This is a genomic window from Waterburya sp., from assembly GCF_058530065.1.
The window spans coordinates 1-13,368 of record NZ_JBZNBU010000014.1; the positions used below are offsets into that span (position 1 = coordinate 1).

General features: G+C 40.1%; 13 protein-coding genes. 5 read left to right on the forward strand and 8 right to left on the reverse strand.

Going from position 1 to position 13,368, the window contains the following annotated elements; translation table 11 throughout:
• Nucleotides 1-518: phosphoglycerate kinase (locus tag AC33VI_RS00770; protein ID WP_491780364.1), on the reverse strand; the 518-nt coding region annotated here is incomplete at its 3' end.
• 323 nt (nucleotides 519-841) lie between these two features.
• Nucleotides 842-1,189 carry a translation initiation factor gene (locus AC33VI_RS00775; RefSeq protein WP_491780365.1) on the reverse strand — a complete coding sequence of 116 codons (348 nt, stop codon included), beginning with the start codon at nucleotides 1,187-1,189 and terminating at the stop codon, nucleotides 842-844.
• Nucleotides 1,190-1,410: 221 nt separating this feature from the next.
• Here AC33VI_RS00775 and AC33VI_RS00780 point away from each other — a divergent pair, with 221 nt between their 5' ends.
• Nucleotides 1,411-3,012: a 2-isopropylmalate synthase gene (locus tag AC33VI_RS00780; protein WP_491780366.1), complete on the forward strand. Its 1,602-nt coding sequence runs from the start codon at nucleotides 1,411-1,413 to the stop codon at nucleotides 3,010-3,012.
• 300 nt (nucleotides 3,013-3,312) lie between these two features.
• Nucleotides 3,313-4,968 (forward strand): acetolactate synthase large subunit, encoded by a 1,656-nt coding sequence (locus AC33VI_RS00785; RefSeq protein WP_491780367.1) that lies wholly within the window; start codon nucleotides 3,313-3,315, stop codon nucleotides 4,966-4,968.
• Between the two features lie 2 nt (nucleotides 4,969-4,970).
• On the opposite strand, the gene AC33VI_RS00790 is transcribed toward AC33VI_RS00785, so the two are convergent.
• Nucleotides 4,971-5,444, reverse strand: a complete 474-nt coding sequence (locus AC33VI_RS00790; RefSeq protein ID WP_491780368.1) for a DUF6194 family protein — start codon at nucleotides 5,442-5,444, stop codon at nucleotides 4,971-4,973.
• Nucleotides 5,445-5,554: 110 nt separating this feature from the next.
• Between AC33VI_RS00790 and AC33VI_RS00795 the strand changes: the two genes are divergently transcribed.
• Genes AC33VI_RS00795 through AC33VI_RS00805 form a run of 3 tightly spaced genes read left to right on the forward strand, consistent with a single transcriptional unit; the run spans nucleotide 5,555 to nucleotide 6,553 of the window.
• Nucleotides 5,555-5,860, forward strand: coding sequence for an antibiotic biosynthesis monooxygenase family protein (locus tag AC33VI_RS00795; protein ID WP_491780369.1), 306 nt, complete (start codon nucleotides 5,555-5,557; stop codon nucleotides 5,858-5,860).
• Nucleotides 5,832-6,296: a MarR family winged helix-turn-helix transcriptional regulator gene (locus AC33VI_RS00800; RefSeq protein WP_491780370.1), complete on the forward strand. Its 465-nt coding sequence runs from the start codon at nucleotides 5,832-5,834 to the stop codon at nucleotides 6,294-6,296. Before AC33VI_RS00795 ends, AC33VI_RS00800 begins: the two co-directional genes overlap by 29 nt.
• A 32-nt stretch (nucleotides 6,297-6,328) precedes the next feature.
• Nucleotides 6,329-6,553 (forward strand): NAD(P)H-dependent oxidoreductase, encoded by a 225-nt coding sequence (locus AC33VI_RS00805; protein ID WP_491780371.1) that lies wholly within the window; start codon nucleotides 6,329-6,331, stop codon nucleotides 6,551-6,553.
• Nucleotides 6,554-6,566: 13 nt separating this feature from the next.
• On the opposite strand, the gene AC33VI_RS00810 is transcribed toward AC33VI_RS00805, so the two are convergent.
• From AC33VI_RS00810 to AC33VI_RS00830, 5 genes are all read right to left on the reverse strand, one after another.
• The gene (locus AC33VI_RS00810; protein WP_491780372.1) at nucleotides 6,567-7,808 is read right to left on the reverse strand and encodes an inorganic phosphate transporter; all 1,242 of its coding nucleotides are present in this window, start codon (nucleotides 7,806-7,808) and stop codon (nucleotides 6,567-6,569) included.
• Between the two features lie 119 nt (nucleotides 7,809-7,927).
• A complete protein-coding gene (locus AC33VI_RS00815; protein ID WP_491780373.1) occupies nucleotides 7,928-9,310 on the reverse strand; it encodes a sodium-dependent transporter in 1,383 nt (460 codons plus the stop codon).
• A gap of 39 nt (nucleotides 9,311-9,349) precedes the next feature.
• Nucleotides 9,350-10,411 (reverse strand): threonine-phosphate decarboxylase CobD, encoded by a 1,062-nt coding sequence (gene cobD, locus AC33VI_RS00820; RefSeq protein ID WP_491780374.1) that lies wholly within the window; start codon nucleotides 10,409-10,411, stop codon nucleotides 9,350-9,352.
• 22 nt (nucleotides 10,412-10,433) lie between these two features.
• Nucleotides 10,434-10,715, reverse strand: a complete 282-nt coding sequence (locus AC33VI_RS00825; RefSeq protein ID WP_229640440.1) for an HU family DNA-binding protein — start codon at nucleotides 10,713-10,715, stop codon at nucleotides 10,434-10,436.
• A gap of 294 nt (nucleotides 10,716-11,009) precedes the next feature.
• The gene (locus tag AC33VI_RS00830) at nucleotides 11,010-13,259 is read right to left on the reverse strand and encodes a type II secretion system protein GspD (RefSeq protein WP_491780375.1); all 2,250 of its coding nucleotides are present in this window, start codon (nucleotides 13,257-13,259) and stop codon (nucleotides 11,010-11,012) included.
• Between the last annotated feature and the right edge of the window lie 109 nt (nucleotides 13,260-13,368).

Consider the following 13,368-nt stretch of genomic DNA (forward strand, 5'->3'; position numbering starts at 1 on the left):
CCAGCAACGCTAGGACTTAAATATTTGGTAACCCCTTCTGTAGAAGCGTGAGCGCGGTGAGCAGTACCAAATGCTTCGTTAACATATAAGTCTGCATTAGCTGCTAGTGCTTGAGCAAATTCGGGATCGTTTTTAGTTTCTTCGCTATGGAAACGCAGGTTTTCTAGCAACACAACATCGCCATTGCTCATTCCATTGATAGTGGCAGAAACAGCATCGCCCACACAGTCATCACATTTGGTAACGTCTTTTCCGAGTAATTCGGATAGTCTTTTAGCAACTGGAGTTAGACGTAATTCTTCTTTGACCTCACCTTTGGGACGACCCATGTGACTACAGAGGATAACCTTCCCACCTTTGCCAATCAAGTCTTTGATGGTGGGTAATGCAGCTTTGATGCGAGTATCATCTGTGATGTTACCACTGTCATCTAATGGAACGTTAAAATCAGCCCTTACTAATACCTTTTTTCCAGAAACTTCAGCTTCTGTTAAACTCGCGACAGTCTTCTTAGCCACTGCGATTTTCCTCCTAGTTGCTTGTTATATAAGTTAATTAAAATGCCCTCAATCTAAACAAAAGATTAAATATTGGGACTAGGATTAATCTACCAGAGGTGTTGCACTAAGAAAAGCATTTATAGCTGTAATTTTGTCGGACTTTCTTTTGGGGATCGTACTTAACTTAAAAATAACTTAGGCTTGATAACCTCATAAACCTTAAAAGACTATTTTTAAAAGATTACAGAAGATTTAGCGTTACAAAAGTTTGAACGTTCGTGTATCAAGATTATTACTTTTGGTATTATCTCTGGAAAGTCAAAAGTTAAGTTACGAGTTTTCTATCCGCCACTAATCTTAGCTTTGTAACCTAACTTAGTGACAATTTCTAATAATTGCTGCTTGCGATCGCCCTGAATTTCTAGGGTATTGTCTTTGATTGTTCCTCCCGCACCACATTTACTTTTAAGTTGTTTTAACAGCTTGCTCAAAGTTTCGGGTTTATGTTGAAAACCTGAAATGATGGTTACGGTTTTACCTTTGCGTCCCGCTCTCGTTGCTTGTATTCTTAGATCTTGTTGGTTGGGGGGTAAATCGGCTACTGCTCTTTCTAATGCCCGAGGGTTATGGCGATCGCCAAATTCTTGATAAGCCATACCTTGACGATTGGATTTGCGTTGACCAGCCATAGATAAATTTTGGTTTTTCTGATACTTTATTCAAATTATAGATTGAGTTATTTACTTTATGATATGGCTTATAATTCTTAAGTAATGTTGCTCGATCGAGATCGGTTAAAATCCCTTTCGACAAAGCCCATAGCCTATAGTTAATGGCTTAAACAACATTCATTATTTATTGCCCCAAAATCAACAATTACAATCAGCAACGACTTACACAAGTTTAGATTATGGACAATTCTCAAGACCGCATTATAATTTTCGACACCACCTTAAGAGACGGAGAACAATCTCCTGGCGCGACTCTAAACGTTGAAGAAAAACTGGAAATTGCCCATTCTCTATCCCGTCTGGGAGTTGATGTAATTGAAGCGGGATTTGCTTTTGCTAGCCCTGGAGACTTTGAAGCCGTACAAAAAATTGCCAAACAAGTAGGTACGGCAAATGGCCCTGTAATTTGTAGTTTGGCAAGAGCAATTAAAGCAGATATTAAAGCGGCAGCAGAAGCTTTAGCACCCGCAGCTAAGGGTAGAATTCATACTTTTATTTCTACTTCTGATATTCATTTAGAGTATCAATTAAAAAAATCCCGCGAGGAAGTATTAGACATCGCTCAAGAAATGGTGACCTATGCCAAATCTTTTATGGATGACGTAGAATTTTCCCCGATGGATGCGGTGCGGACAGATTCGGCATATCTCTATGAGGTCTTGGAAGCTGCGATCGCAGCAGGGGCAACTACCATTAACATTCCCGATACCGTAGGCTATACAACTCCTACCGAATTTGGTGAATTAATTAAAGGGATTTGCGATAACGTACCCAACATCGATAAAGCGATCGTTTCCGTACACGGTCATAACGACCTTGGTTTAGCAGTAGCCAACTTCCTCGAAGCAGTCAAAAACGGCGCAAGACAGCTTGAATGTACGATTAACGGTATTGGCGAGCGTGCTGGTAATGCAGCCCTAGAAGAATTGGTCATGGCTCTTCACGTGCGTCGTCAGTATTTTAATCCTTTCCTCGGTAGACCTGTAGAATCTACTGCACCTCTAACTAATATTGACACCAAGCAAATTTATAAGACTTCTCGCTTAGTATCCAATCGTACTGGAGTAATGGTACAACCCAACAAAGCGATCGTTGGTGCGAATGCTTTTGCTCACGAGTCGGGCATTCACCAAGACGGAGTGCTGAAAAATAAGTTGACCTACGAAATCATGGATGCAGAATCGATTGGGGTCACTGACAACCAGCAAATTGTGTTGGGCAAACACTCTGGGCGCAACGCTTTCCGCACTCGTCTAAAAGAGTTGGGCTTTGAACTTTCCGAAACCGACCTAAATAAAGCCTTTGTCCGCTTTAAAGAAGTTGCCGACAAGAAAAAAGAAATTAGCGATTGGGATATTGAAGCTATTGTTAGCGATGAAATTCGACAACCTCCCGAATTATTCCGTTTGGAGTTAGTGCAAATTTCTTGTGGCGATCGCTCTTGTCCTACTGCAACCGTAACTTTGCGTACTCCCAATGGGGAAGAATTAACCGATGCAGCCATAGGTACGGGTCCCGTTGATGCGATTTACAAAGCCATTAACCGCGTCACCAATATACCCAATAAATTAATTGAATTTTCCGTCCAATCTGTTACTGCGGGGATTGATGCCATCGGAGAAGTTACAATTCGCCTCCGTTATGAAGACAGAGTATATTCGGGACGAGCTGCTAATACAGACATCATCGTGGCTTCTGCTAGAGCATATATTAAAGCCCTAAATCGTCTTTATGCTGCTTTGCAAGAAGAGAAAAAAATCGAAACTCAAGTTGGAGTTTAATTTAAGAGAAGATTAACTATTTTAGTCATTCAGGCGATCGCTCTAATTAAAAAAGCGATCGCTTCTTGATTTAGTTGCTTATCGGCGGTTTCCGTCGATAAGCAACTGAATCGCTTCTTGATGTAGTCGCTACAACGGGTAATAGACCCGCAAAGTGCTACATCGCTTTTTTATAGAATCTAATTTCTCGATCGATACTATCGATCGTCACCCAATTTCGCGCGATAATCGTTATAGTTTGAGAAGGAATCATGGCAAATAATTACACAAATAATCACACATAAGTTGGGGAGAGGCATTATGGGGGAATTAAATGTAGCAGAAGTTTTAGTTCAATGTTTGGAAAATGAAGGGGTAGAATATGTCTTTGGTCTGCCAGGGGAAGAAAATCTACATATCCTTGAAGCTCTAAAAGATTCTTCGGTTCAATTTATTACTACCCGTCACGAGCAAGGTGCAGCATTCATGGCGGATGTTTACGGTCGTTTGACTGGTAAAGCTGGGGTATGTTTATCTACTTTGGGGCCTGGAGCGACTAATTTAATGACAGGGGTAGCAGACGCTAACTTAGACGGCGCGCCATTGGTAGCGATTACAGGACAAGTAGGTACGGATCGGATGCACATTGAATCCCATCAGTATTTAGATCTGGTGGCTTTATTTGCGCCCATTACTAAGTGGAATGCTCAAATAGTTCGTCCCGATAACACTACTGAAGTAGTTCGTAGAGCTTTTAAAGTAGCTCAAGCCGAAAAACCAGGGGCTGTACACATCGATCTGCCCGAAAATATTGCTGCTATGCCTTTAGACAGCAAACCTTTGCATCAAGATAGTCGGGAGAAAACCTACGCTTCAACTCGCAGTTTAAATGCTGCTGCTGCTAATATTTCTAAAGCAAAAAATCCTCTCATTTTGGCAGGGAATGGAGTGATTAGGGGTCACGCAAGCGAAGCTCTCACTGAATTTGCCACCAAACTTAATATTCCCGTAGCCAATACTTTTATGGGTAAAGGAGCAATTCCCTACACTCACCCCCTCTCTTTATGGACTGTGGGCTTGCAACAGCGAGATTTAATTAGCTGTGCTTTTGACGAAGCCGATTTAGTAATTGCTATTGGGTACGATTTAATTGAGTATTCCCCTAAAAAGTGGAATCCTTTTAAAGATAAAAAAATTATTCACATTGACGAAAGTAGAGCCGAAATCGACAGTAGCTACATTCCTGCGGTAGAAGTATTTGGGGATATATCTGATTCTCTCCATGAAATTGTCAAAAGATGCGATCGCTCTGGGGCAAAAACTCCTTCGGCTGCTAGCTTGCGGACTAAAATTAGAGAAGACTACGAAAGATACGCCCAAGATGATGGCTTTCCCGTCAAACCCCAGAAAATTATTTACGATCTGCGTCAGGTAATGTCTCCCGAAGATATTGTAATCTCCGATGTAGGAGCGCATAAGATGTGGATGGCACGTCACTATCATTCTGATTGTCCTAATACCTGTATTATTTCTAATGGTTTTGCGGCTATGGGTATCGCTATCCCTGGAGCAATGGCAGCAAAATTAGTCCATCCCGATCGCAAGGTGGTAGCTGTAACGGGTGACGGTGGCTTTATGATGAACTGTCAAGAATTGGAAACTGCTTTGCGAGTGAATACTCCCTTTGTGACCCTAATTTTTAACGACAATGGCTATGGCTTGATTGAGTGGAAACAAATCAATCAATTCGGACATTCAACTTCGGTCGATTTTGGTAATCCTGATTTTGTGAAATTTGCTGAAAGTATGGGCTTAAAAGGCTATCGAGTAGAATCAGCAGCAGATTTGATTCCTACCCTCAAAAAGGCTCTGGCAGATGATGTTCCTGCGGTAATTGATTGCCCCGTAGACTATCAGGAAAATTTACGCTTTTCTCAGAAATCGGGTGATTTAAGCTGTGAAATACCTAAAAAGTAGCCTTAAATATTAGATATGGCAGTATTTTTTAGTTTCTTAGAGACAGATTTGACAGCTTTGTCGTAAGCAATATCTAAATATTCCTGAGATTTTTTGAAATTATCTAACTCAGGATTATTGATAGCTATCCACCCCATCCAACCATAAACAGGATGGGGCATAAAAATATTTAATGCTTGAAAATCAAAATTACTTTTAATAACTCCGCCTTTGGGAGGTCTTGAGGGTCGAATACCAAAGATTTCTTCATACTTTTTGGGTGTTAAGCCAATATTAAGCCGAAAAACTCCAGTACGGTTGAGATTGGAGGCGCGATCGTTTTCACCATCTTTTGATTTAATCGTGGCAAAATAACTTCCATGCTTCAACCTCATTTCAGGGTTTACGAAATAACTGCGCTCGCCCCAGGAATTAAGGGGATTGATGTGTTTATAAGTTTTTAAAAGATAAGTTTCGATAGTGGTTTGGCTAACCATGTTTTACATATTATTTATTGCTTAAAAATAGTATACGTATATAATAAATTTGTCGAGACATTAAAATAAAAGCTTTTTGCGCCATCCAAATAAGTTTTAATTTCAAAATCATGCAACCATCAATACTCGAACTAGTGACGTTTCAGGCTGCTTCTGGCATCAGCGATAAAGATTTAATCGATAAGGCTTTGAAAATAACACCGATTCTAGCTACCATGCCAGGATTTATTGACAGATATTTTGCCCAAGGTGAAGATGGAAAATGGATTGATGTGGTTATTTGGGACAACATTAAAAATGCTAAAGCAGCGGCAAAAGCTGTATGGGAAGTTCCCGAAGCTCAAGCGTTTTTTTCTCTAATAAGTCAAGAGACAATTAATTTACGTCATGCCACAATCCAGACACCAAAAACGTAAAGATAGAAAACCTTTAAAACCCACACTCTACGATAATTTAGTTTGTTTTAATTTTTATCGTGGCTGGCGTGCCGTACAAGAATTTTATGACTCGGCATATCCAGATAATTTTAATCCCCAAAGAAGCTATATTGTCGGCTTGTGTATCGATCGAGCCAAGCGGGTGTCAGAAATCGCGGAAATTATGCAAATAGACGATGCCGCAATTTCTAATATTCTGCGTCGTATGGAAAAGGATAAACTAATCGTCCGCAAAAAATCTTCAACTGATAAACGTAGCGTTGAAGTGAGGGCTACGGCTTATGGGGCAAAGATCGAAAAGGAAACCCGACAAAAACTAGAAGCACTAGATGAAGTGCTAGAACAACATATTTCTGAAGAAGATCGGCAAGTTTTATACAAACTCGTCAAAGTCATTCACGAACATACCAGTTGACATCGAAAAAATCATCAAAAACAGTAAACAAAATGACACTCAATGTTTTAGCTATTTTTGCTCACCCCGACCGAGAACAATCCTTCAATGCAGGTTTGTTGGAATGTACCAAGCAAGCTTGTCAAAATGCAGGAGCAAATCTAATAATCAACGATCTTTATCAAAAAAACTTTCAACCAGTATTGACAACCAAAGATCTGGCAGGAGCTTTTAGTGGTAATGTTGCCCAGGATATTGAACTCTGTACTCCAATCTAATTTTTAGATTTTTTCAAAAAACAGAAAGCAAAAAGAAAATAGTTGCACCTAAGATTGTGGCGATGGGTAAAGTTAGCACCCAGGCTAAAACTACAGACTGAATTGTAGACCAATCAATATTGCGATCGCCCGACATCAAGCCAATACCGATCACGCTTCCTACTAAAGCATGGGAAGTGGAAACGGGCAAACCAATGCGAGAGGCTAATAGGATCGTCGTAGCGGTGGCAATTTCGGCGCAAAATCCCGTACTCGGTACGAGGCTAATAATGTTTTCGCCTACGGTAGCGATGACGTTTTTTCCTTGCACTGCCAATCCTGCAACAATACCCAATCCTCCCAAAATTAGAATCCAAGTAGGAATGTTTAAGTCGGCAATGGGTACGTTACTTGTCTGGAGAATATAAACAATAGCTGCCAGAGGGGCGATCGCATTACCCACATCATTCGATCCGTGAGCAAAAGCCACAAAACAAGCACTCATGACTTGAAATTTGCCCATAACCGCTTCTAGAATACTTGGCTGTTGTTGCTGTTGGTAATTATTAAGACGATTCCAGCTATAAAAAGTAATCCCCATAACCGCGATCGCGCCAATTCCCAAACCAATGGTTTGTTTGGGTAAGGAAAAGTAATTAAAGACTGGCAATTCAACAATAGTCGGCAAAACAATAACGCCAAAAATACCAATTAAAGCCAAACTCAACCAGGGTATCCATTCCCACAATTGCTGTAGACTATCTTTCCTCTCAAATAGCCAGTAACGCAGCAAACTAGACAAACTCCCCGCCACAACCGCGCTCAAAAGGGGAGTAATGATCCAACCCAAACAAATTAAACCAATATTGCGCCAAGCGATCGCTTCCCCTCCAATGGCTACCCAACTAAAACCCGCGATCGCTCCTACCACTGCATGGGAAGAAGCAACGGGCAAACCCTTACTAGTGGCGATCTGCAACCAAAGACCACAAGCCAACAAGACAGATACCATACCCAACAAAAAATCCTGGGGGCGATCGATAAATAAACCAGGATTGGCTACTTTGGTAGCTAGAGTTGCGGAAACGCGATCGCCAAAAATTACTGCCCCTGTAAATTCTAAAATGCCAGCAATCACAATAGCTTGAGTTAAAGTGATTGCCTTAGAACCTACAGATGTACCCATAGAGTTGGCTACATCATTTGCTCCCAAATTCCAAGCAACATAAACCGCCAGCAGACAAATAAAAATTAAGGGAAAAATATTTGTAAACAATTTAATTTTAATTAAATAGCAATAATTTTGACACTTGATATTGTATATTCCACTAAATTTTGACTATTTATGAACCATCAAAAAGCTTAAATAAATAACCGATCTCTTATTTAAACTTTTTAGAAAATTCCCAAGCTATAAAGAGCGATCGAAACAATAACAATAGGGCATAGCCAACGTATGACAAACAACCAAAAAGTATATACCCAAGCCAGAGAACCAATAGATGAATGATTGCTAAACTCCTCAAATCTTTGACTCGCCCTCAATTGCCAGCCAACAAATAAACTAATACCAATACCCCCAAGAGTTAGCAACCAATTACTGGTTAAATAATCAGCAGCATCAAACCAAGTCATACCAATCAGCTGTTTTAAGCCTGTGCCAAAAAATCCCTCACCGCCACTTAGGGCAGAAGGAATGCCCAGTAAATAAATAAATGCTGCCATGAAAGAAGTTGCTTTAGTTCTGGATATTCCCAGAGAATCAATCAGAAAAGCTACTGCCATTTCTAATAAAGAAATAGCGGAAGTTAAAGCAGCCAGAAACAATAATAGGAAAAATACCAATAAACCAACTTTGCCGAAAGGAAGTTGAAGCAAGGCAATCGGAATATTGATAAATACCAATCCTGGTCCTGCTGCGGGTTCTAATCCGACGCTAAAAGCAATGGGAAACATCACCAGACAAGCCCCTATAGCAACTATGGTATCGGCAATGGCGATCGCAATGGTAGTACCGACAATATCGCTATCAGCTGAGAGATAACTGCCATAGGTCAACATTACTCCAATTCCCAAAGATAAAGAAAAGAAAGCATGACCCAAAGCTTCTAAAGCAGATTGCCAGGTAAAATTATCGCTAAAAGCAAACAGAAACTGCACTGCTGGCATAAAACCCGATAGAGTACTGGCATAGATGACTAAGCCTCCCAACAAGATAAACAAAGCTAGCATTCCCCAATTGGCAAATCGTTCGATACCGCCCCTAATGCCGCGTAAAACTATACAACTAGTCAATCCAATAAAAATAGTATGCCACCAAAGATTTAATCTAGTCGATCGCCCTAAGGAATCAAATAAATCACTATAAGCTTGAGGATTAGTATCTTGAGGAAATCCATTTACTAGGGCAAGGAACAAATAGTGCAGCCCCCAACCTGCTACAACACTGTAAAAAGACAGGATAATTATGCCAGCTAAAATACCCAGCAAACCCACTCCTTGCCATGCCAAATTATTCTGAGACAACAGTTGAAAGGCTTTTAAAGGAGAGCTTTGAGTCATGCGACCTAACATTACTTCGGCGATCGCAATGGGAATTCCCAAACTGAAAATACAGCACAAATAAAATAAAACAAAAGTTCCCCCGCCATTTTCTCCTGCAATGTAGGGAAACTTCCAAATATTACCCAAACCCACCGCCGAACCAGCAGCAGCAGCGATAAATCCTAAAGAAGATTGCCAATGAGTAGTCGATTTTCGTTGTTTAATTTCTCCCATTGTTTTGGCTTTGAGACAGTGAATATGATCCGATATTTTTTATAATATCTTCAAGATTGCCTCAACCAAGCGATCGTTTTCTACGGGCAAACGAACTGCAATCCGAAAATAGCGATCGCCTAATTCGGGAAAGCTCAGACAATCTCGAATTACTATTCGCTCTTGAATTAATAACTTTTCTTGTAACTGAGTTGCGGAAATATTCGTTTGAACTAAAAGATAATTAGCTGCCCCTTTTAGGGGTTGTATGCCAGGAATAGCTAATAATTGCTCGTACAATCGCGATCGCGCCTGTTTTAGCCAGTTCCAAGTTCGTTGTTGAAATTCCTGGTCTTGAATCGCTGCGATGGTTGCTGCTGCTGCCAAAGTATTAACCGACCAAGGATCGCGCCACTTTTGCCATCGTTTCAAACGTTCTGGATGGGCGATCGCATAACCAATTCGTAATCCAGGTAGGGCGTAGAACTTAGTTAGAGAACGTAAAATAACTAAATTGGGATATTTTCTCACCATGGGAATCAAACTTGCTTCGCGATCGGGCGTTAAAAAGTCCATAAAGGCTTCATCAACTACCACTAAGTCAAATTTCTTTAAATAGGGCAATATCTCGTCTTTTGTCCATAATTTGCCCGTTGGGTTGTGGGGGTTGTTGAGCAATAATCCAGAATTAGGATTTGGAGACCGAGGAATGGGGAGATTTAAAGATTGGGGTAATTGAAGATTTAGAGGGCAGGAAATTATCTTGGCGTTGAAAGTATTCAAAGCGCGAAAATAATCGCCAAAAGCAGGAACGACTAAGTATGTAAATTTTTGTTGCGCCAATTCCCTTCCCGCCCAAGTTAGCAACTCTGCCGAACCATTTCCAGGCAAAATAAATTCTGGTTCGATCTGGTGGTGTCGTCCTAGATGCGATCGCAATTGAGGATAGTTCGGATCGGGATAGGCTTTAAGGCAATTGGTATTGTCAACAATAGCTGCGATCGCGCTTTGGGGAGTACCTAAGGGGTTAATGCTAGCGGAAAAATCTGTCAAAGCAGAAATTGGACAACCAGCAATTGTGGCTGCCCAATTCAAATTTCCACCGTGTAGTGGTCTGTTCAAGATAAGTTAGCTAACCTTAAAACTATTTTTTAGGAGCTACTTTTTCTTTGAATAATTTACCTGCGGAGAAAGCAGGTACTTTAGTGGCGGGAATCGACATTTTTTCTCCAGTTTTGGGGTTACGTCCTTCCCGTTCTTTGCGATCGCGACGTTCAAAAGAGCCAAAACCAACTAGAGTTACTTTGTCTCCTTCAGATACAGCTTCCATAATAGTTTCGATAGCTGCGGACAAGACAGCATCAGCTTGCTTTTTAGTTACAGTCGCTTTTTGAGAAATGCGATCAACTAATTCACCTTTATTCATTGACATGGTCTCCTTCTTATATTTACTTGTGGCTTGTGTGTTTTTGTTCTCAATCAATAAGAACTAAGAATTGAAAAATGGTTTAACCAGCCTAATTTATAGCATCTGAGTTCTAAAAACCCACAACATTATATATAGACTATATTTTTCTTTAAGATTCACAGATTATTGTGACAGCCTTATTCTAAGCTCTACATGACTAATATGGATCGTCGAAAGCATTAATTTATATAGATTTCAACAATTTTTTCGATTTCAACGACCCAAAACAACCCACAAAACAAGCAAAAAAGACTAGTTGTCAAGCAGCCCAACCCCTTCTCTCTGAAGGATTTCACGGCTTGTCTTGCTAGGTGAAAAGTTACTGGCAATACCCGCATCCTCTTCCACAATCTCAGGAGTTAACAAAACTATTACTTCTGCTCGCTCGCTAGCTTTATTCGTACTTCTAAATAAAGAACCTAACAAAGGGATATCTCCCAAAACAGGAACTTTAGAAATATTAGTTCTTTCCTGATCTTGGATAATCCCCGACAAAATTAAAGTCTGACCGTCGCGCAATCGTACTAAGCCAGAAGTAATCTCGCGCTCGCTTAACAAACTGATTGTGTTAACTGCACCACCACCACTTTCAAAACTTTGAGTTGCCCCCACAGAACTTACTGTAGGACTAACTGAAAATGAGATAAAGCCGTTATCGTCTATTCTTTCTACATTCACAGTTAAAACTAAACCAGCTTCTCCTATGACTGGAGTAACAGTTCTTGTGCCATTCTCACCATCAATATCTGTTCTGACACTTTGAACTATTTCTTGAACTAATTTGACAGTTGCCTGCTGTCCTTCTTGTACTGTTAAAGTTGGATCTGTTAATACTTTTGCATTACCACTAGTAACTTGAGATTCCAACAATGCCAAAAATTCATCTGGAAATTCACTTGGAGTAGGAATTCTAATTTCTCTACGCGGACCCTCTGGTAATTCTTCAAAGATAGTACTCTCATCTCCTCGTGGTCGTCTGACAAAAGTCTCATTTAGTGCTGGATTTGTCCCACCAAAATTAATAGCGGCAGATCCTCGATCCTGAAGAAATTGGGTATCGTCAATTCCAAATGAAAAACTAGAATTAGCAATATCTTGATTTAATAAGTTAACATCAACTACCTTGACATTAACTGATACTTGACGGCGACGGGCATCTAATTGAGTAAGCATTGCCGTAGCAACTTCTACTTTTCTAGGTTCTCCTACTAGAGTAATAGCATTCAGCCTGCCGTCTGTAGAAACTTGTAAACCTCTCAACATTAAAGGAACAGTACCAGTATCGTCATCGCTACCACCGTCTAAATCGCTTAATTCGGGGCTAGTTTCTTTTCTCTGAACGACTCTACCAGTTTCGGGATCGATAATTTCTTCTACTTCATTAGTCAGTCTTTTTCCTTTTGCGCCCTGACTGGCAAGGAATAAAGCTGCATTTTCAGCAGCTACTTGATTGAGACGAATAGTACGGCTGATTAAATTGCGTGCTTGAGCGGGTAGTTTTTCGCCCACATAAATCAGATTGCCTCGGCGGTTGGCATTCAAACCCGAAACTAACAAGACGGAATTGAATACTTCCTGTACTGGTTGATTTTCTAGATCTAAAGAGATAGTGGGTCCTGTCTCTTCATCACGATTGCCTTGGTTTTCATCATTAACTGCAAAAACTACGTTGAGATTAGCCGAACGAGCCAGCAAAGATAAAACTTCTCTTACTGGTGCATCTCGCAACACCAGACGGGGAACTAAAGCTCTAGAACCCAAATCAATAGTATCGGGCATAGTGCTGATATTGGAGACTGCCATGTCTCCTACAGGAGGGGCTACCGCTCGTGGAAGAGTAGATTCGCCATTAGAGCCTTGAGCGCGAAATATTTTTTCCCCTGCTGTGTTAGCTCTATCATCATTGATAATAACTTCTGGATTGGGAATTAAAACATCTGTATTGCTAGTTTGATTTTTACTCGAAGCTAGAGTTGGTTTTTTATTGTCCTTGGTTTTTTTTGGTTCTAGAGCAGTTTTATAGGTTTGTTTAATATTAGTAACTGCTTTGTGACCTAGTTTTTTTATTTCTCTTTGAAAAGACTGAGCTTTTGTTACTCGATTGAGGCTGAGAATTAAATCATTACCTTGTTCTTTTAGAAGATGCTCGATAGGTATATTAGCTTCCGTAGAAATTAAAATTTGAATATGTTCTTTGTCTACTCGGTCGATTTCTACAGTTTTAATACCAGGCAGAGGATTTTTTTGCTTAAAAGAATCTCCAGTGGCTAATTCTAAATCTGTATTGAGTAAATTAGCTTCAATCGTGTTTCCCTTCCGTACGGTAAAAAAAGAAGCTCCAGATCCAGCTTTTTTATCTGCTGTCAGCTTTAACTCTAATCGGTCGTGACTTTTCTCTAATTCGATGTTAGTAATATTTCTCTCCGCAGCTATTGATGGAGCAGCAAGTAACATAGTAGTTAATGCGGTTAAAAATCCAAGGCGATCGCAATAGTTTTTCACTGTTTAATCCTCAACCTATATTGTTAGTAAATATATTCTCTGCAAAATCAAATATTAGTTAGTAATATCCGAAATAATTTTATTACTTATTATTCTTTGCTTTGTTGTC

Excerpts from the sequence above, each read along its gene's own strand:
- AC33VI_RS00775 (WP_491780365.1), bottom strand. The coding sequence starts at position 1,189 with ATGGCTGGTCAACGCAAATCCAATCGTCAAGGTATGGCTTATCAAGAA.
- AC33VI_RS00780 (WP_491780366.1), top strand. The coding sequence starts at position 1,411 with ATGGACAATTCTCAAGACCGCATTATAATTTTCGACACCACCTTAAGA.
- AC33VI_RS00785 (WP_491780367.1), top strand. The coding sequence starts at position 3,313 with ATGGGGGAATTAAATGTAGCAGAAGTTTTAGTTCAATGTTTGGAAAAT.
- AC33VI_RS00790 (WP_491780368.1), bottom strand. The coding sequence starts at position 5,444 with ATGGTTAGCCAAACCACTATCGAAACTTATCTTTTAAAAACTTATAAA.
- AC33VI_RS00795 (WP_491780369.1), top strand. The coding sequence starts at position 5,555 with ATGCAACCATCAATACTCGAACTAGTGACGTTTCAGGCTGCTTCTGGC.
- AC33VI_RS00800 (WP_491780370.1), top strand. The coding sequence starts at position 5,832 with ATGCCACAATCCAGACACCAAAAACGTAAAGATAGAAAACCTTTAAAA.
- AC33VI_RS00805 (WP_491780371.1), top strand. The coding sequence starts at position 6,329 with ATGACACTCAATGTTTTAGCTATTTTTGCTCACCCCGACCGAGAACAA.
- AC33VI_RS00815 (WP_491780373.1), bottom strand. The coding sequence starts at position 9,310 with ATGGGAGAAATTAAACAACGAAAATCGACTACTCATTGGCAATCTTCT.
- AC33VI_RS00825 (WP_229640440.1), bottom strand. The coding sequence starts at position 10,715 with ATGAATAAAGGTGAATTAGTTGATCGCATTTCTCAAAAAGCGACTGTA.